General features: G+C 45.4%; 12 protein-coding genes. 11 read left to right on the forward strand and 1 reads right to left on the reverse strand.

Features of this window, described 5'->3' with window-relative positions; all coding sequences use genetic code 11:
• Nucleotides 1-126: 126 nt before the first annotated feature.
• Nucleotides 127-1125: a carboxypeptidase-like regulatory domain-containing protein gene (locus tag TBC1_RS02815; RefSeq protein WP_062038205.1), complete on the forward strand. Its 999-nt coding sequence runs from the start codon at nucleotides 127-129 to the stop codon at nucleotides 1123-1125.
• Here TBC1_RS02815 and TBC1_RS02820 read toward each other — a convergent pair whose 3' ends face one another.
• A complete protein-coding gene (locus tag TBC1_RS02820; protein ID WP_062037166.1) occupies nucleotides 1126-2571 on the reverse strand; it encodes an IS1634 family transposase in 1446 nt (481 codons plus the stop codon).
• Nucleotides 2572-2659: 88 nt separating this feature from the next.
• Here TBC1_RS02820 and TBC1_RS02825 point away from each other — a divergent pair, with 88 nt between their 5' ends.
• The 10 genes from TBC1_RS02825 to TBC1_RS02870 all read left to right on the forward strand — a co-directional run bounded on the left by TBC1_RS02825 (nucleotide 2660) and on the right by TBC1_RS02870 (nucleotide 18632).
• A complete protein-coding gene (locus tag TBC1_RS02825; RefSeq protein WP_062038208.1) occupies nucleotides 2660-4789 on the forward strand; it encodes a SusC/RagA family TonB-linked outer membrane protein in 2130 nt (709 codons plus the stop codon).
• Nucleotides 4790-4802: 13 nt separating this feature from the next.
• Nucleotides 4803-6374, forward strand: a complete 1572-nt coding sequence (locus TBC1_RS02830) for a RagB/SusD family nutrient uptake outer membrane protein (RefSeq protein ID WP_062038211.1) — start codon at nucleotides 4803-4805, stop codon at nucleotides 6372-6374.
• A gap of 88 nt (nucleotides 6375-6462) precedes the next feature.
• Complete coding sequence (locus tag TBC1_RS02835) at nucleotides 6463-7521, forward strand: LamG-like jellyroll fold domain-containing protein (RefSeq protein WP_062038214.1); 1059 nt, start codon at nucleotides 6463-6465, stop codon at nucleotides 7519-7521.
• Nucleotides 7522-7846: 325 nt separating this feature from the next.
• Complete coding sequence (locus TBC1_RS02840) at nucleotides 7847-8638, forward strand: phosphatidylinositol-specific phospholipase C/glycerophosphodiester phosphodiesterase family protein (protein ID WP_062038217.1); 792 nt, start codon at nucleotides 7847-7849, stop codon at nucleotides 8636-8638.
• Nucleotides 8639-8689: 51 nt separating this feature from the next.
• Nucleotides 8690-10342, forward strand: coding sequence for an MGH1-like glycoside hydrolase domain-containing protein (locus tag TBC1_RS02845; RefSeq protein WP_062038221.1), 1653 nt, complete (start codon nucleotides 8690-8692; stop codon nucleotides 10340-10342).
• Nucleotides 10343-10345: 3 nt separating this feature from the next.
• The gene (locus TBC1_RS02850; RefSeq protein ID WP_062038224.1) at nucleotides 10346-11773 is read left to right on the forward strand and encodes a glycoside hydrolase family 125 protein; all 1428 of its coding nucleotides are present in this window, start codon (nucleotides 10346-10348) and stop codon (nucleotides 11771-11773) included.
• A gap of 12 nt (nucleotides 11774-11785) precedes the next feature.
• On the forward strand, nucleotides 11786-14716 hold the full coding sequence (locus TBC1_RS02855; RefSeq protein WP_062038227.1) for a GH92 family glycosyl hydrolase: 2931 nt from the start codon (nucleotides 11786-11788) through the stop codon (nucleotides 14714-14716).
• Nucleotides 14717-14732: 16 nt separating this feature from the next.
• Nucleotides 14733-15584, forward strand: a complete 852-nt coding sequence (locus tag TBC1_RS02860; protein ID WP_062038229.1) for an endonuclease/exonuclease/phosphatase family protein — start codon at nucleotides 14733-14735, stop codon at nucleotides 15582-15584.
• Nucleotides 15585-15670: 86 nt separating this feature from the next.
• A complete protein-coding gene (locus TBC1_RS02865) occupies nucleotides 15671-16831 on the forward strand; it encodes an alkaline phosphatase (protein ID WP_062038231.1) in 1161 nt (386 codons plus the stop codon).
• 1 nt (nucleotide 16832) lies between these two features.
• Complete coding sequence (locus tag TBC1_RS02870; RefSeq protein ID WP_062038233.1) at nucleotides 16833-18632, forward strand: PA14 domain-containing protein; 1800 nt, start codon at nucleotides 16833-16835, stop codon at nucleotides 18630-18632.
• Nucleotides 18633-18640: the final 8 nt, after the last annotated feature.

The raw sequence follows: 18640 nt of genomic DNA on the forward strand, positions 1-18640 counted from the left end.
AACAAATATCAGATGCTTTCAGAAAACGAAAATCAAGTCCAACCAAAAGGTAAGTGGAGCCTGCATTGCGATCGCAATGTGAAATTGCACAACACACAATTATTCACCAATCAATAACAAATCACTATGAGAATTCCTCTTTACACAATTCTGTTGCTTGCATTGATATCAGTGCAGGCGAATGCACAGGGGCTGGTAAGCGGTGTTGTTAAATCGGCTAGTGATGGCAGTACAATACCCGGTGCTACCGTAGTAGTAAAAGGTACTACAACGGGGACAGTTACTGACCTTTCCGGTGCTTACTCAGTGAATGTTCCCGGGGGCAGCAATACCCTGGTATTTTCATTTGTGGGAATGAAAACCCTTGAAGTAGCCATTGATGGCAGAACTAAAATTGACGTATCGCTTGAGACAGATGTGATCGGCATCGACGAGGTTGTGGTTATCGGTTATGCAAGTACCCGGAAACAGGACCTTTCGGTTGCTGCTTCTACCATTAAAATCGGCGACAACAATAAAGGCCGCCCTGCTTCATTGGGCAACCTTATCCAGGGGCAGATGTCGGGGGTTAAAGTAACCCAGAGCGGAGACCCTACAGCCGAAGCTGCCATCAGTATCAGGGGTAAAGGAAACAAGAGCGGCGATGCCGTTCTGATTGTTGTTGACGGTGTGCCCAATGCTCCATATAATCCCGCGGATATTGAGACAATTACTGTGCTCAAGGATGCTGCTTCATCAGCTATTTACGGTGCTCATGCCGGGTCGGGCGGAGTCATCATTATTACAACCAAACAAGCGAAGGAAGGTAAACTTTCTGTTGAAGCCAATGTTTGGCAGGGAGTTCAGCAGGCATGGCGTTTGCCCGAGGTGCTGACTTCCGAGCAATTCAATATGGTGTGGAAGGATGCTTCAGAAGCTGCCGGCAAGACTGTTCCTGCAACCTACGATCCCATTCAGTTTCCTTATGGTAATGTTACCCGAACCGACTGGGTGGATGCAATCTTCAGGATCGGACGTATGGAACATTATGATCTCACCCTCAGGGGAGGATCCAAAGACCTGAAGGCCTTGGCTTCAATCAGCTATGATAATGTTGAAGGAACCTTAATCCGTAACTTTTCTTAGTTACGTAATATGCACACCAATTTTTCCGATCAGGTCAGCGGTTTTCCGTGTGATCTCGGCATTATGCCACGATTCGTTGATTTTTACTTTGCGCACTTCGGTTAGTATTTTCAGAAAGTCAGCCGGGGAATACACTTTGTTGAGATTGTTCTTGATGAGCAGGTGGAATAACTTGTAGTACCAGTGCAAACTGATGTAGTTGATAAACATCCAGCCTTCAAGGGCTTGCTCGTCCTGCATATAACTTCTATCTGCTTCGACAACATTTTTCAATGTATCTATCATCAGTTCGATTTGGTCGCGGCTCTTATAGTCTTCATAAATTTCTTTAGGGGTTTTCTCCAGGTTGTTCAGTAAGGAGATGGTACCAAAAGTGTGTTGTTTTTGATGGAATTTCTCAATGGTAAATTTTTTAGGGCATGTTTCTATGCGGTCAAGAAAATCACGTTCTTCTCTCGTTTTCAACTCCGGATCCAAATAAACAACTGTATTGAATTGCCCTGATTGAATGGTGTAATGCCAGATAAACCTGTCTTCGAATTTGAAATAGTTGTCAAAAATCTGTTTATCTGTCTGCTTGATCTTTGAATAATCAATCCGCAAACTATCACGTTTGAGGGGGATTATAAATTTTAGCCCTTCGCCATACAACTGATTAACGTTGTTCTCGGAATAAAACCCTTTATCAGCAATTATCACGGCATCTTTTACCCCACTCTCCTTCAGGCAGAGTTTGAAGGACTTCACATCTTTTATGTTTCCTGGTGTGATCCGGTAATATATTGGCAACTGCTGTCCAACTGAGAAGACAAACATCAGGTTGATAAGTTTGTCGTAAGTCCCTTTTTTGCTCTTTCCATTCTTATTTATGCCAATCTTTTCCGAGCACGAATTAATGTCGGTGCCATCAAACAGAATACAGTCGTTGGCTTTGCTAAATTCTCTGAAAAACGCCACAATATCGCTTCGGCTATTGCCAAGTTCACGCAAAACCCATCCAAGTTCTTTGGCTGACAGAGTTGTATCTGTATATAGCTCGGATAAAAAGCTGTGTTGAAAATGAAATGCCATGTTTTTTAATGGCGCCTGGTGAAGTATCCGGCCATAGGCAAGAGCCATGATCGTTTGCCAATGTAAGGGGAAGTGTTTTTGCAGAAGTTTTGGATATTGCTCCAATATCTCTGTAATAAAATGAGTAACTCCATATTCCTTAACCGAGAGGTGAGAAATCATGGGTTCTTTTGTTCGAAGCCGGTCTTTATCGGACATAACAAAACCGTCTTCCTCAGTAATCTTTCCCAGGAGTTTTCCAGTAATCTTTTGGGGTCTCTTTTTCTCCGGGTTCCATTTACTGCTAACCTCATAGAGGTAGTAATGACCGTTGAGCAGTCTAAGCTCAGTTCCTTTACGTTTGTGGCGGGTTGCCCACTCTGGATGTAAAACCATAATGTAACGTATTTACGTAATATCAAAGTAACACTAAAAAACCTGAAATGTCAAGCAAATCAGGCCTTTTGTTAATAAATATTACGTATTGTTGAAAAGTTACGGCTTAATCAATACATACAACAAGAAACTTACTACCCGTATGGGGGTTGAGATGGCCGTCAATAAATGGACCACACTCCGCCAGAACCTTGTTTATGATTATTCAAACGGAAAAAGCGGTATCGGGGACGGACACACCGGGACTATTTTCGGAGCAATGGCATATCCGAGATTCTCCACCGTTTACGAATATGATGCCGATGGAAATAAACTTTATGGTGGTACTGTTCCCCGCTGGGCGCTTGCCGAAGGATACAGTGTGGAGGCCGACCTCCGCAATCCGGTGGCTATGCTTGAAAAAGTAAGACAAAACAATCCTGCCAACAGGATTTTCTCCAACACTTCACTCGAGATCAAACCCATTGACGGACTCAGCCTGAAGTCGGATTTCTCCATTGAACTGAACAGCCTTCGCAATGAATCGTTCCAGCAGCGTTTCCTTGAGCCTGGCCGGACCATTGACCAGAACTACCGCACCATTTCCAATTCACTTTACCGGGGATGGAACTGGGACAATATTCTTTCGTATTCCAAAATCGTGAATGAAAAACATTATTTCTCCGCACTGGCCGGGTTTACCATGAATCAGAAGAATTACAGATACAACAGCAACCAGGTGAGGGGATTTGCATTCGAAGACGAATATCAGGCAATTTTCCTGAATGGTACCGACTGGACAGTTAAACCGATCGAAGAAATCTGGGATGAGGCTTACGTTTCAGTCCTCGGACGTGCTTCCTATTCATACGATGACCGCTATTTTATTACCGGTAGTCTCCGCAGGGATGCTTCATCAAAACTCAGTCCGGATAATAACTCAGATATTTTCCCGGCAGTTTCGGCATCCTGGAAGTTGTCGTCAGAATCATTTATGAAACAGGTGACGGCTGTTAGTTTCGCCAAACTTCGTATCAGCTGGGGTCAGGTAGGTAATATCAACTCAGTAAGAAGATTCATATATGCCCCGCCTTATCAGGTAACCAGCTGGCCTTTATTCCTTGGCCCTGACGGTGAAAATCAGGGGTATGGTATTTTCCAGCCTACTATCCCGAATCCTGACCTGAAATGGGAACGTACCGAGCAAACCAATATTGGTATTGATGTTGGTTTCCTGCAAAACAGGCTGATGCTTACTGCTGATTATTTCTTCAAGCACACCAAAGATCTTATAGAAGAAATGCCTATCTCTTCTGTTGCCGGTGTTGCCTCCCCGCCTGAATTCAATATCGGAGAAGTTGAAAACCGCGGATGGGAATTTACGCTTAACTACAATGAAAAAGTAGGGGATGTAAATCTTAACTTCAACGGAAACATCGGATTTGTTAAAAACGAAGTGATCAGCATTGGTGAAACCGAATTTATCGCCCACACCAATGATGTTAACTCCATGAAACCATTGCAGTCGACAGCAGGTCAGCCATGGCATTCCTATTACCTGATTGATGCAGTTGGAATTTTCAGGAGTCAGGATGAGATTAATGCCTACACCTGGACCGATCCCGAAACCAACACGACATCACTTATTCAACCCAATGCCAAACCCGGTGACCTCAAATTCCTTGATGCCAACAATGATGGCAAGATCAATGATGAAGACCGCATATACATGGGTGCTTACGACATGCCCGATTTCATCTACGGTTTTAACGTCGGTGCCAACTGGAGAAACTTCAGCCTTAATATGTTCTTCCAGGGAGTTAAGGGCGTAATGGTATTCAATGGTGTTAAAGCCATGACATACTCAGGCCTGAAAGGCTGGAACATGAGCACAGATATTCTGGATTCATACAATTACGATCCAAATTCAGAGATTCCCCGCTTGTCAGTAGTTGAAGATCCCAATGGCAACTATTCAAAGGTTTCTGACTTCTTCCTTGAAAAAGCCGATTACCTGAGGCTTAAAAATCTGAATTTCTCTTATACCCTGCCAAAGAGTCTGGTAACCAAAGCCGGCCTTGCTTCTACCTCGAACATCAGGTTGTATTTCAACGGAGAGAATCTGGTTACTTTCACCAACTACTCTGCATTTGACCCCGAAGTCGGCAACCTTGGAGTTGACGGCGGCAGATTCCCTGTCTCGAGGATGTACAGTTTTGGCATCAATGTTTCATTCTAAATAACTGAAAATCATGAAAAAGAACATAATAATTATATCAACACTTCTGATTGCACTGATGTTCTCATCATGCGAGAAGTTTCTGGAATATGAGCCTTACGGCCAGCCCAATCAGCTGTCGAACATGACAGACGAGCAGGCAATGCAGGCTGTTTATTCACTCTTCTACTGGCAGTATCGTGAGGGAACCATGGGTCGTGGTTTCATGTGGTACGAAAACTGCAGCGATAACCTGATTACCGGTCGTACACAGGCTGAGGCCCAGAATATTAAAAATTTCCTTGATAATGGATCAGCATCCCGCGATGTACGCGACAACTGGCCCCAGATGTACCAAACCATCAATTATGCAAACCAGTTGATCCGTTCGGCTCCGACGGCCACCAAATTATCCGAAAAAGTTCGCAACAGTGTGCTTGGACATGCCTATTTTATGCGCGCATTTGCTTACCTGTGGCTGGCTCCCTGGTACGGCGACAATGGTCCCAACGGTGGTATCCCTATCGTGACTGAGAATACAGGTATTGATGAGATTGACGTTCCCAGGCCGCCCTCAGTATTGGATAATTACGATATGATCATTGAAGATCTGGATAAAGCGGCTGAATTATTGCCCTATTTTGATGAAATTCCATCGAATGACTGGGGCCTGATGCACAAAACCGCTGCCTGGTCATTAATGGCCCGCGCTGCCCTTTATGCCGCCCAATACGACAATTCCTATTATCAGAAAGTAATTGAATATACCGACCGTGTTATCAATACAGGTAAGCATTCGCTCGTTACTAACTATGCCGATGTGTTTACCATTGAACAGAACTGGAGCCCTGAGTATATCATGAGTGTTACCAGCACTGAAATCGACGGTTCAAAACTTCCGGGGGTGCTCTTCCAGAATGGCGGTTTCGGAATTTACAATACCTGGGGATATTTCCAGCCGACGCTGGAACTTTACAATGCATTTGAAGAAGGCGACACCCGTCGAGCAGCAACCATACTTGCCCCGGGTGAAACCGTTCAGTTTGTCGGAAACGAAATAGTATGGGCAGTAAATCCTGCGTCTGTTTCAAGCCCGTCAGCACTTACTTTCCGTAAGTATCTGGCCCCTTTCGCTCCGGCTGACGCCGTTGGAACTACGGTCAATCCAAACAGCGACAACGGAACCACTGATCTTAATATTCCGCTTGTAAGGTATTCCGATGTACTGCTTATGAAAGCAGAGGCCCTTATCTGGACAGGCCAGAATGGCGATGGTCCGCTCAATGAGGTAAGAGTTCGTGCCGGACTTACGCCCAAAACCAATGCAACCAAGGCTGACCTGAAAAACGAACGCAGGTGCGAATTTGCATTGGAGTTCGGGGTCTTCCGTCATCTTGACCTGGTTCGCTGGGGAGATGCTCAGGCAGTTTATGCTCAGCCATTACACGGTTATAAAGTTAACCTCGGCGGGAACGGTATTGAATCACTCGAAGTTATTGAAGTATGGCCGGCCCGTAATTTCAATCCTTCCATTCACCACGTATTTCCGATTCCTGCCCGCGAAATTGCAAAGAGCACGAATCTTAAACAAAACCTTGGTTATTAATATGAGGAGGGAAAAGAGAGGGGTTAATACCTGATGGTTTTAATACCCCTCTCTTACCAGACTTTTTTAACATTAAAAACGCTGAACAATGAGAAAAATATTCACCTTTTTATTCATTGCCATTACCATAGCCTTTTTGGGTTGTACCGATGAGGAAAATAAGGTAGATGGCCGCCTTCTCGGACTTGATATTAAATTCAAGCATACCAGCCCCAGAACCGGTGAGGTTTTAACCAACGTTTACGAAGATGCTTACCGCGATGGTGACATGGTTCAGATCAGCATTGAATCAAGCTACGAAATTGAAAGGATTGAAGTGGTAAACGGAACAACCAAAACCGCCCTGACAACCATTGATGTTAACGGCACAACTGCTTCATTCAGTTATCCCGCTGCAGATCTCGAAATACCGTTCGGACAGCGGGCAGCACTTAAGTTTCATTTCTATTTTAATGATGCCGGGAAAGACGGATTTGATTACCCTTCAATGAAGTCCATCACCTTCAATGCCAACAGCGATATCCCTTCCATCGTAAATTTCAAAAAATCTGATGGAAGTGTTGTGGAGCTGAAAACTACAGATTACAACATTGTTGGTTTTGCCGAAGATGAAGTTCATGGTGTTTATGCAACAACCATTCCTGATGAGATCTCTTATCTGGAAGTCGAGAACTCTTCATTACTCAATTTTGGTGCCAGCCGCAACTTCTCCATCAGTTTCTGGATTCAGTCAGACCATGATGAAAGTGATCCTGCAATTATGGGAACCCAGGACTGGAACAGTTCAAACAATAAAGGTTGGGTAATTGCATGGCTCAATGGCCGCATCAGGGCGGTTGCCTGCGATGGCGATGGAAATAAAACCGACCTGCGCACGGCAGAGGAACAATCAATTTTAGGGGCTGACTGGCATTTTGTTACCGTTGTTTTCAATCGCACCGCGAATGCCGAGATATGGATTGACGGACAACTGGCTGTTTCTACCGTTATGGTTAACGGCAACATTGACACAGGGCTCCCTGTGAAAATCAACCAGGACGGAACCGGGACTTACAGCCCGAGGCTGGGTGCAAAATACAGCGATATTTTCTTTTACGACTATGCACTCACAGAAGCACAGATACAGGCAATTTTTAACGCCAAATAAATGATCTCCTGCTGCAGGATTGAAGTAACGATTCGTTCTGATGCACAATTAATCAACCCATTGATGAATAATACTGCTTTTGAAGGCATATATTGAATAAACACGTTTTGGTTGGTTGCGTGTGGTGGCTTGTACACAGTTTTTGCGGGATGTAGTGCCTTTTTCCTGTAGAAATGGCGAAAGCGGATAAGGTTGGATGATTGTTGATTCTGACCTTATCCGGTACAAGCATATGGTTCAGCGTACTTTTCCTGATGAATCCGATAATGACCAACATTCCGGTTTTAGCATACGAATTTATTAAAACCTTATTAAACCCGCCTTTATGAAAATCAGGAACATATTTATCCTGTTATTACCCGGCATAATCATGATGCAGGGAAGTCATTGGCTGCATGCTCAATCGCTTACCCTGCGCGGACATTCGCACAACGATTATGAGCGGGAAAGGCCGTTTTTCTCTGCGTGGGAGAACCGGTTGGGTTCGATTGAGGCAGATATCTGGGCGGTGGATTCAGTTTTATATGTTGCGCACGACCGGGAGGAAGTAACTCCCGGGATTACCCTTTGGTCATTGTATCTGAATCCGGTCATTGAATTGTATACTGCAAACCACGGAAAAGCATGGAGTGAAGATAACGGTTCATTCCAGTTGCTGATCGACCTTAAAAGCCCGGTTGTACCAACGCTGGATCTGCTGGTTGAAGTGTTGCTGCCGTATCCTCAGGTTTTTGACAGAGACATAAATCCCGGTGCGGTGGAAATCGTAATCAGCGGTTCGAGGCCAGCTCCTGATGATTTTAAAAAATATCCGGAGTTCATAAGGTTTGACGGAAATATCGGGGAAACTTACAGCCTGCAACAACTCGAAAGAATTTCACTGCTTAGCGCGTCTTTCAGTGATTTCAGCAACTGGAACGGAGAGGGTGCCCTGCCGTTGGCCGACCGCCGGAAACTTCAGCGCATAGTTGATGAAACACATCAACTGGGTAAGAAAGTCAGATTCTGGGGCGCACCGGATACTGAAAACGCCTGGGCGCAATTTATGGATTTGGGCATCGATTTTATTAATACCGATAAACCGGCACAATTTGCTGCTTTTTGTTTCAAAAAATGACAGATACGGTGAAAACCCGTATTTTCATAAGCAAAAACAAATTTTGTGATCATGACCTCAAGAAGGAATTTTTTAAGGAACGCTGCCTTGCTGGCAGCCTCGGCGGGGGCTCCCTCCATTGCCATGAAGGCAGCCGGTTTATCAGCCGGGAGCAGTTCAGATGCGCAAGCACCTGCCGACAGCAATGCCCGGTTCAAGAATACCTATGTTAAGAACGTATTTGTAACCGAAAACGAATTCCGCAATGCGCGTCCATCCATAACTCCATCTCCCGGGTTCGATATGGCGCGCGAAATTCTGCCCGTGCCTTTCTGGGAAGGGAATCCTGCAGCTGCTGAAATGTATTGGAAAGCATGGGAAATCGCATTCCGGAATATTAAAGATCCAGCACCGGCGTCCGGTTTTATCAGTTCGTACCTCGACACAGCTTACAACGGCAACATTTTCATGTGGGACTCGGCCTTTATTACCATGTTCGCACGATATGGAAGCCGGGCATACCCGTTTCAGAAAACTCTGGATAATTTCTATGCCAAACAGCACCCGGATGGATTCATTTGCAGGGAAATATGGGGCGATTCGGGTGAAGATTGTTTCCATCGTTACGATCCTACAAGCACAGGACCCAACATTATTCCCTGGAGCGAAATTGAGTATTATCATCATTTTGGCGACCTCGACAGAATTCATAAAATATTTCCGGTTTTAGTTGCCTATTACCAATGGTTACGCCTGAACCGGACGTGGCAGGATGGCTCGTACTGGTCGAGTGGATGGGGCACTGGTATGGATAACCAGCCCAGGGTGCATAAAAACTACAGCCCTATTTTCTCTCACGGGCATATGACCTGGCTCGATACCTGCCTGCAGCAGCTGTTTATCGGGAAAATTCTGGTTGACTTTGGTTTTTATACAGAGCGCTGGCAAGAGATTGAAGACATTGAGGACGAAACCAAGTTCCTGAAAAAATTCATCAAAGAAAAATTGTGGGATCCCAAAACATCCTTTTTCTATGATAAATATGCCGATGGCAGCCGTGGCAACTTCATGGGTATAGGTGCTTTCTGGGCGTTGTGGACGGATATTCTGGAGAAGCAGGAACTGGATTCTTTTGTAAAGCATCTGGTTAACAAAGATACCTTCAGCCGGCCTCATCCTGTGGCATCCATGCCGGCAAATCATGAAAAATATCAGTCCGATGGCAGGTACTGGCAAGGCGGGGTTTGGGCGCCCACCAATTATATGATCATCAGCGGACTCCGGTCCAAAGGATATCATGATGTTGCTTTTGACATCGCCGGCAGGCACTACAAACAGGTGGCTGAGGTTTTCCGCAAAACCGGTACATTCTGGGAATATTATTCTCCCGAAACTCCGGACCAGGGATTCTTAGCCCGCCCCGATTTTGTGGGCTGGACAGGCCTGGTACCTGTTTCTGTGCTTTTTGAAGGCATTTTTGGTATCAAAGTAGCGGTAACCAGCAAAACATTGAACTGGGATGTGCATCTGACCGACGCCCATGGAATTGACAGATATCCTTTTGGAAAAGATAACCTGCTCAATCTGAAGTGCAACGCCAGAAAAAATGCAGGCCATAAACCGCTCATTGAAATTCAGTCGGATACAGAGCTTACCTTGAACTATTCGTGGAAGGGAGGCAAAGATTCCATGAAAATTGTTCCCGGTACCAATCAAAACTTTTAAGCCATGAAAAGAAGGGATTTTGTGCTTACATCGGCTTTGGGCCTGAGTTACATCGGATTGGCGGGTACCCCTCTGAATGTATTTGCAAATCAGGGTTTTGTCGGAATGAGGCCCGCAAGGGAAAAACGCACATACATCAGTAAGGCAGTTGAAGAAGAGCTTGCTTTGATAAAGAAAGAAATTGCTGACCCGGAGATTGCCTGGTTGTTTGAAAACTGCTACCCGAACACCCTGGATACAACAGTAAGGTTTTCATTAAAAGGGGAAGAGCCCGACACTTTTATCATCACCGGTGATATTAATGCCATGTGGCTGCGCGATTCAACCGCCCAGGTATGGCCTTACCTGCATCTGGTGAACAAAGATGAAGCGCTTAAGGAATTATTCAAAGGGCTGATCAACCGCCAGGCCGGTTGCATCATTCTTGATCCTTATGCCAATGCCTTTAATCATGGTGCTGAAGGAAGTTATTGGGAAACTGACCTCACCGAGATGAAAAAGGAATTGCACGAACGCAAATGGGAGATTGATTCACTTTGTTACCCGGTGAGGTTATCCTATCATTACTGGAAAGAAACCGGTGATGCCTCGCCTTTTGGTGAAAAATGGCAGAAAGCGGCAAAACTGATCGTGCAAACCTTTAAAGAGCAGCAGCGCAAAGATGGCAAAGGTCCTTACAGTTTTATGCGGGTGACCGAACGCGCAACCGATACTGTGCCCGGTCAGGGTTATGGGAATCCGGTGAAGCCGAACGGGTTGATATGTTCAACCTTCAGGCCATCGGACGATGCCACCATTTTTCTTTTTCTGATTCCTTCCAACTATTTTGCCCTGGTTTCGCTCAGGCAGTTGGCCGAGATATCAGTAAATATCCATGGAAATGCTCCGTTTGCTGCTGAATGCAATGCCCTGGCCGATGAAGTGGAAGCGGCACTTAAAGAGTTTGCCATAGTCAGGCATCATAAACTCGGTGAATTTATTCCTTTTGAGGTGGATGGTTTCGGGAATTATCACCTGATGGACGATGCCAATGTTCCCAGTCTGCTTTCGCTGCCATACCTCGGTGCACTGAAGAATGATGATCCCCTTTATCAGCAGACCCGCAAGCTTTTACTCAGCGAACATAATCCCTGGTTCAGCAGGGGGAAATATGCCGAAGGCATTGGCGGCCCGCATGTTGGTGAACATATGATCTGGCCCATGAGTATCATTATGCGGGCCATGACTTCCACTGACAAACAGGAAATCAGGCAGTGCCTGGGCTGGCTGAAACGCACCCATGCCGATACCGGATTTATGCATGAATCATTTCACAAAGATGACCCGAAGAATTTCACCAGGTCATGGTTTGCATGGGCAAATACCTTGTTTGGTGAACTGATTGTCAAAGTACACCAAAATCATCCTGAAATTCTAAAAGAGATTCTGTAAAAACCTGCTGACATGAAAAAAATTCTTGTTTTACTCACATTAACAGTAATTCTTTTTACTTCCTGCTCCAGAAGCAGGCAAAAACCTGCCGATTACGTCAATCCGTTTATAGGAACCGGCTTTCATGGACATACCTATCCCGGAGCAACCACTCCATTCGGTGCAGTGCAGTTGAGCCCCGATACCAGGCGCGGAAACTGGGATGCCTGTTCAGGATATCACTACAGCGACAGCAGCATGTACGGGTTTTCACATACCCATCTGAGTGGAACGGGATGTATTGACCTGGGCGACATACTGTTTCATCCTACCATAAAGGATGTGGCCCTGAAACCGGAAGGCTATATTTACGATATGCTTCCGTTTTCACACGATAATGAGAAAGCATCTCCCGGATTTTACGAAGTAAGTTTCCCTGAAACCGGTATCAAAGCTTCTTTAACTGCTACGCCAAGGGTTGGAATTCATCAGTATACTTTCCCTGAGTCGGCCGGATCAAAGATTATTATTGATCTGGCACACAGCCTTGACAATGAAAGAATAGACCATCTGGATCTTAAGGTGGTGAGTGATACTGAGATTGCCGGGGCCAGGCTCACCAGCGGATGGACCCCCAATCAGCACATATACTTTGTTGCCAGGTTTTCAAAGCCATTTGGCAATGTAAGGTTGGTTTCGTCGGGTATTGAGATTCAGGACTCCATCAACATCAGCGGTAAAAATATTCAGGCCATCATTGGCTTCGAAACCGGAAAAGGCGAAAAAATTGACGTGAATGTCGGCACATCGCTGGTAAGTATTGACAATGCAAGGCTGAATCTTGAAGCCGAAGCCCCTGATTTCGGCTTTGAAAAATACAGAAAAAAAGCTGAATCCCTTTGGGATGAAGCATTGTCATCAATTCAGGTAGATGGCAGATCCGAATCTGACAAGGAGATCTTTTACACAGCCATGTATCACACCATGGTGGTGCCCAATCTTGTGAGCGATGTCAACGGAGATTTTCGCACGCACGATATGCAGATAAAGCGACTGCCGGAAGGCCGGAATATGTACTCAACGCTTTCGCTGTGGGATACTTACCGGACCTGGCATCCGCTGATGACATTGGTTAACAGCAATTTGACAACCGATATCGTCCATTCCATGCTTGAAATGTACGAAACCACCGGAGAATTACCGATCTGGCCTTTGGCTTCCGGCGAAACAGGAACCATGATTGGTTATCACTCGGTTTCTGCAATCTGGGATGCCTGGCAAAAGGGAATCAGGGATTTCGACGGAGAAAAGGCGCTGAATGCGATGGTTGTTTCTTCACAAAAGCCCAGAAAGGGAGGAAGCCACTACCTTACGCAGGGATGGATTCCTGCAAATATGGAAAAGGAATCGGTTTCATGTCTGCTTGAGTATGCCTATGATGATTGGTGTATTGCAATGATGGCCAAAGAGTTGGGTAAGGAGGACATACATAAGGAATATACCCGCCGGGCATATAATTATCTGAATGCTTTCGATGGAAATACTGGCTTTTTCAGAGGGAAGCGCTCCGATGGAAACTGGGTTACTCCTTTCAGTCCAGTGGTGGTGAGCCGCGATTATACCGAAGCCACAGCCTGGCAATACCGTTTTTATGTACCGCATGATGTTCATGGATTTACCCAGCTATTGGGCGGATATGAGCAGTTTAATGCTGCCCTCGACCAGTTATTCAGCGAGAACACAAAGTTTATTGCCGAAATACCTGATATTACCGGACTTATCGGGCAATATGCACATGGCAATGAACCGAGCCATCATGTGGCTTTTCTCTATAATTATTCCGGCGAGCCATGGAAAACCCAGGAAAGGGTGAGATACATCCTTAAAGAATTGTATCAGGCCGCCCCTGAAGGTATTCCGGGTAATGAAGATTGTGGACAGATGTCGGCCTGGTACATTATGAGCAGTCTTGGGATTTATCCGGTTTGCCCCGGAAGCGGTGAGTATGCCCTATCTTCACCCCTGTTTGAGAAGGCCAGTATGAAACTTCATAATGGCAAGACATTGGAAATCAAGGCGAATGATCCTCAAAAGAACGCTTATATCAGCAAGGTTACCTTTAACGGCACTGAAATTACTGCCAATTTTATCACTCATGAAATGCTGATGCAGGGCGGAGTGCTGGAATTTACCCTTACCGGCAAACCTGTTAAAACACGTGGAGTAACCGATGCTGATGCGCCTTATTCGCTTACGGCAAATAATATGGTTTCAACAGTTTATTGCCCCAACGATCTGCACTTGTTTATTGATGAAACCATGCTCGAACTGGGCTGTATCACCCCCGGTTCGGAGATCAGATTTACGCTGGATGGCTCGGAGCCCATGCAAAATTCAACGTTGTATGCCAATCCTGTTAAACTGACTCAATCTGCGCAGGTGAGGGCGAGGGCTTTCAGGGAAGGCTATGCTCCCGGCCCTGAGTTTAATGTAAAAGCTACCAAAGCGCTGATGCGCCTGCCCGAAAAGAAATCGGCCACTGAAAACGGGGTGCGTTTCAAATACTTTGAAGGAAAGTTTAAACGTACAGATGACATGCTGGGAGCCACCGCTCTGAAAAGTGGAATCCTTCCCGAACCATCTATTGACGGAGCTGAGGTTGAAGATTCCTTTGGCTTTGAATTTACAGGATACCTTTTTATTCCTGCTGATGGAATTTACGATTTCTATACCGAATCAGACGATGGCAGTGTGCTGATGATTGGATCCGAAGTGGTGGTGGATAACGACGGATCACACGGAGCCATCCGGGCAACCGGAAAGATTGCCCTCAGCAAAGGTTATCACAGCTTCATACTGCGGTATTTTGAAGATTACGAAGGCAACTCCCTGGAATGGGGCTGGAAAAAGCCCGGCAGTTATGCGATGGAGTTAATTGCCGCAAAAGACCTGTTTCTGAATTAGTTAAAATTGTTTCTCAATGAAGAAGATACTCTTTCTGGTAATATTAGCGCTGCCACTTGTTTACAGTTGTAAAAACAATGAGCTGGTCAGGATCAATGTGCTGAGTTTCAACATCAGATACGATAACCCGGACGATTCGCTCAATAACTGGAAATACCGCAGGGATTTTGCTTCAGAAATGATTCGTTTTTACGGGGCTGATATTATCGGTGCCCAGGAAGTGCTTAAAAATCAATTAGATGACCTGGATAACGCATTGCCCGGGTTTTCTTACATCGGTGTTGGTCGCCTGGATGGCAAGGAAGATGGAGAATTTGCACCCATCTTTTATAATTCCGGCAGGTTTTCGGTGCTTGAAAGTGGTCATTTCTGGCTCAGTGAAACACCTGAAATTCCCGGATCAAAAGGTTGGGATGCTGCCTGCGAGCGCATTGTAACCTGGGCGGTTTTCAAAGATAAACCGAGCGGTAAATCCTTTGCTTTCTACAATACACACTTTGATCATGTGGGAGAAACCGCTCAGCAGGAGAGTGCCATCATGCTGCTGGCTCATATCCGGGAAAATGTCAAGGGAATTCCGGTAGTTCTTACCGGAGATTTTAATGTAATCCCCGGTTCTGAAGCCGTGAACACCCTGCTTTCGGGTGATCTGCTGGTTGAAGCCGGTAATATTTCCGGAATCAACTATGGCCCGTCATGGACATTTCATGACTTCGGCCGTGTTCCTTTAAAGGATCGTGTAAAAATTGATTATATGTTTGTCAGTCAACCCATAAAGGTCGAATCTTATGCATCAATTTCAGAACAGAAAGACTCGGTCTACCTGTCTGACCATAATCCTGTCTTTGCAAAACTGGTTCTTCAATAAATAATTTTCGGAAAACCAGATTGTCAAATTAATAACAAACTGTTTGGTCTCCTTAAGTTCAACAACAAGATAAAATTGATCTCACAATGAAGAAAAAATATTTTCTGTTTGTCTTTGCCCTGGCTATTGCCTGGTTATTTATAAGTCCTGCTGTTTTTGCACAATACGAAAAAACGGAAGAAAGCGGCGATAAACTGGCTTATGTTAAGCAGCAACCTTACGAAACGGTAAAGGTAACTACTCCTGCGGGAAAAGTTGTTAAGAATGTGATACTTATGATTGGCGATGGTATGGGTTTGACTCAGGTTTCAACTGCCTGGGTTGCCAATCACGGAAATTTGAACATAGATAACTTCCCTGTTATCGGGCTTAAAAGGACTTATGCTGCCAATAAGCTGATCACCGATTCAGGAGCAGCCGGCACGGCCCTGGCAACCGGAAAAAAAACCAATTACCATTCGGTGGGGGTGGATACTGCGGGCAATTCCATTCCTTCGCTCACCGATCTGGCATCGGAAAAGGGATTGTCAACCGCTGTGGTTGTTACCTGCAATCTTTCAGATGCTACGCCTTCGGCCTTCTGCGCAAGCAACAAAGACCGGGATAACGAGGAGGAAATTGCCGCCGATTATCTCAACTGCAATGTAGACTATATTTTTGGCGGAGGACGCAATCAGTTTTATAAAAGGAAAGACGGTCGTAACCTTTTTAAGGAAATGGAGGCCAAAGGTTATCAGGTGTGTTTCACCTGGGAAGAGACCGCCAAAATAGAAACAGGGAAGGTTTTCTCTGTGCTTGATGATGGTCAGTTGCCATTGTATCCCGAAAGGGGAGAGGTTTTTAAAGATGCCACCCTGCATGCGCTGAGTCTGCTTTCCGGAAGCGAAAAAGGATTTTTTGCCATGTTCGAAGGGTCGCGTATTGATGATTGCGGACACTGGCATGATATTCCCGCCCTCATCAATGAGATGGCTGATTTTGATCAGACCATAGGCAGAGTGCTGCAATGGGCCGAAAAGGATGGAGAAACGCTGGTGATTGTGCTGGCCGACCACGAAACCGGAGGACTTACCCTGCTGGGAGGTGACATCAGCAAAGGTGAAGTAAAAGGGCATTATTCTACCGGAAGTCACTCGGGCATTCATGTGCCGGTGTATGCCTGGGGACCCGGAGCGGAGGAGTTTGCCGGAATCTATGAAAACACCGACATCTTCAACAAAATCGCAGGACTCCTCAAATTAAAATAGCATGAGAAAAACCTTTATATTACTATTTGCTTTTTTTACTGCCGTTGCTTTACAAGCTCAGGAGCGCGACATTCAGTTTGAATGGATTGAAGGCTTTCAGAAGGTAGATTCCCGACGTGAGATAAAGATTCCGGACATACCAGGTTATAAAACGCTGAAAGGTGATTTTCACTCCCACACCATTTTCTCAGATGGGATTGTTATGCCTTCGGAGCGCATTCATGAGGCCTGGCGGGAAGGACTCGATGTGATTGCCATCACCGACCACACCACCAGGCAGCCATCCTATCTTACCTCCGATTACAATACTTCCTTTAAAATGGCAGAATCAGTTGCCAAAAGGCGGGGTATCACCCTTATTCCTGGTATTGAATACACTAAAAGTGAGCCGGTAGGGCACTTGAATATTTTGTTTTTAAAAGATGCCAACTACTACGCCCGCCCTGATATTACCCCGGATGAAGCGCTGGATTATGCCGGAAAGGAAGGTGCTTTTGTTATTTACAACCACCCCGGATGGCCAGATAAGGACAGCAGACTTGATGCGTTTCAAATCAGGCATCTCGAAAAAAAGAACATCAGGGCCATGGAAGCCATCAACGGAAATGAGTTTTATCCTGTTGTGCTTGACTATTGCGCTCAATATCAGATTTCACCTTTCAGTAACACAGATATTCATTCCCCCATTTATGCTTCCTTTCCGGTTGACCAGACCATACGAAACCTGACCCTTGTTTTCGCAAAGGAAAACTCAGAAGAAGCAATAAAGGAAGCGATGTTTGCCGGCAGAACCCTGGGATTGGCCAATAATATGCTGGTTGGTAACGGATTGTACATCAGTCAGTTGATCAAGGAGTCGCTTCGTGTAACCAATTTGATTCTGGATGACTACAACTTCTCGTGCAATGTTACCAATCTAAGTGACATCACCTGGGTACTTTACGGGCCAGGCCACAGACGGTATGTCTTTCCCGCGGGAAGAACTGTTCAGCTAAGCGACTTATTGTCGGATGCCGAACTGGTTTACAAGGTTAAAAATACATGGGTGGCTTCTGATCGTCACCTGGAAATACCGCTTATGTATATTCTGGCAGAAAAAGAAGAAGTTCACATGCCTGTAGTCGGGCAAAATCTTACCCTTATCGATAAGGATCAGGCCATTTTTGCTGAATGCCTCACCCAGGGAGCCGAAATCAGGTACACAACCGATGGCAGTGTGCCGGATCAGAATGCTCAGCGCTGGCAACAACCACTTCGACTGAATCAGTCCGCAACCCTCACCCTGAGGGCATTTAAGGAGGGAATGAAACCCAGCAGGTTATTCCGCAGGCAGGTAATTATCAATCAGTTGCATGAACCATCAGGAATCAAAGCCAAGGAAAGGGGACTGAATTATCAGTATTATGAAGGTGAAATTCTTTCAGTGGTTGAGATACCGGTCAAAGGGAAAAAAATATCTGAAGGAATATCAGAATCTTTAGATATTAAACTTGCCAAAGCTGATGACCACTTTGGAATAATTTTTACCGGTTATCTGTACGCCCCTGTTTCCGGGCTGTACACCTTTGCGCTGGAAAGTGACGACGGGGCAACCTTCAGCATTTCAAATGTTGAATTACTTGACAATGATGGTTCACACAGCCTCAAGCGCGTGGAAGGAAAGATTCAGTTGAAAAAAGGATTTCACCCGATCACAGTCCGGTATTTCGACGACTACGAGGAACAGGAAATCAGGCTTTTGTGGTCATTTCCGGGAAAACCCGAAACGGAAATTTCGCCAGAGTATTATTTTGCAAGATAAGCAGCATC

The organism is Lentimicrobium saccharophilum (assembly GCF_001192835.1).
Lineage (GTDB): Bacteria > Bacteroidota > Bacteroidia > Bacteroidales > Lentimicrobiaceae > Lentimicrobium > Lentimicrobium saccharophilum.

Bases quoted from the DNA above. Each gene is read 5' to 3' on its own strand.
- TBC1_RS02870 (WP_062038233.1), top strand. From the start codon at position 16,833: ATGAGAAAAACCTTTATATTACTATTTGCTTTTTTTACTGCCGTTGCT.
- TBC1_RS02860 (WP_062038229.1), top strand. From the start codon at position 14,733: ATGAAGAAGATACTCTTTCTGGTAATATTAGCGCTGCCACTTGTTTAC.
- TBC1_RS02850 (WP_062038224.1), top strand. From the start codon at position 10,346: ATGAAAAGAAGGGATTTTGTGCTTACATCGGCTTTGGGCCTGAGTTAC.
- TBC1_RS02855 (WP_062038227.1), top strand. From the start codon at position 11,786: ATGAAAAAAATTCTTGTTTTACTCACATTAACAGTAATTCTTTTTACT.
- TBC1_RS02830 (WP_062038211.1), top strand. From the start codon at position 4,803: ATGAAAAAGAACATAATAATTATATCAACACTTCTGATTGCACTGATG.
- TBC1_RS02835 (WP_062038214.1), top strand. From the start codon at position 6,463: ATGAGAAAAATATTCACCTTTTTATTCATTGCCATTACCATAGCCTTT.
- TBC1_RS02865 (WP_062038231.1), top strand. From the start codon at position 15,671: ATGAAGAAAAAATATTTTCTGTTTGTCTTTGCCCTGGCTATTGCCTGG.
- TBC1_RS02845 (WP_062038221.1), top strand. From the start codon at position 8,690: ATGACCTCAAGAAGGAATTTTTTAAGGAACGCTGCCTTGCTGGCAGCC.
- TBC1_RS02840 (WP_062038217.1), top strand. From the start codon at position 7,847: ATGAAAATCAGGAACATATTTATCCTGTTATTACCCGGCATAATCATG.
- TBC1_RS02820 (WP_062037166.1), bottom strand. From the start codon at position 2,571: ATGGTTTTACATCCAGAGTGGGCAACCCGCCACAAACGTAAAGGAACT.
- TBC1_RS02815 (WP_062038205.1), top strand. From the start codon at position 127: ATGAGAATTCCTCTTTACACAATTCTGTTGCTTGCATTGATATCAGTG.